The 703-nt window shown below is 58.3% G+C and carries 2 protein-coding genes; both read left to right on the top strand.

Annotated features, from left to right (window positions below):
- Positions 1-385: 385 nt before the first annotated feature.
- Positions 386-568 (top strand): DUF3606 domain-containing protein, encoded by a 183-nt coding sequence (locus tag EOA22_RS36055; RefSeq protein WP_063170480.1) that lies wholly within the window; start codon positions 386-388, stop codon positions 566-568.
- Positions 569-586: 18 nt separating this feature from the next.
- Positions 587-703 (top strand): endonuclease/exonuclease/phosphatase family protein (locus EOA22_RS39415; RefSeq protein ID WP_348629528.1); only part of this gene is annotated, 117 nt, incomplete at its 3' end.

The following is a 703-nucleotide window of genomic DNA, read 5'->3' as shown; positions in this document are numbered from 1 at the left end:
CAACAGCGGGCCAAGTGAAGAGCGCTTAGGCCGGTAGGTACGGACCGGCTTAGCCTGCGCTCGATGACCGTGTCCGGTCAAAGACATGTCGGTCGTTTCCTTGCTCGCGGGCTCACACGCACATTGGCATGGCATCTCGGCTCGCGGCGCTTTTCGGCGCCGAGTCCGCCATCGTGAGTTCTGGCCGGACTGGTCAGGCCGCGCGACATGCAACATGGGCCGGAATCGCGACCTGAGCGCGATACCCATCAACTTGTCGAACTCGAAATTATGGCTCGATTCAATCGTGTGCGTGGAATTCGGTTCAAAGCGGTAGTCGACAGATTGAACCGGAAGAGTCTGGCGGCGTTATCGGGTCTGGAATGGCAATCTTTTGGAGGATGAAATGCCCAATACTGGAACAACACGTGGACGCAACCAGGACCGCGCGAAGGTCGCTGGGGGGCAGGATCACGAAGTGAAATACGAGGCGGGTAAGACCGGAGCGAGCAAGGCCGACGTGAAGTCAGCCGTGAAATCGGTCGGGAACAGCCGCAAGAAGGTCGAGGATAAGCTAGGTAAGAACTGAACCACGGGGTCCGGCTAGATGCTCCGGGTTGCCACGTTCAATGTAAACGGCGTCAATGGTCGTCTGCCGGTCCTCATCGCGTGGCTAAAGGCCACGCGCTATGACGTCGTCTGCCTTCAAGAACTCAAAACCTCG

The sequence above is a fragment of the Mesorhizobium sp. M7A.F.Ca.US.014.04.1.1 genome (genome assembly GCF_003998745.1).
Classification (GTDB): domain Bacteria; phylum Pseudomonadota; class Alphaproteobacteria; order Rhizobiales; family Rhizobiaceae; genus Mesorhizobium; species Mesorhizobium ciceri.
This window is presented reverse-complemented; position numbering and strand designations above follow the sequence as displayed.

Bases quoted from the DNA above. Each gene is read 5' to 3' on its own strand.
- EOA22_RS36055 (WP_063170480.1), top strand. From the start codon at position 386: ATGCCCAATACTGGAACAACACGTGGACGCAACCAGGACCGCGCGAAG.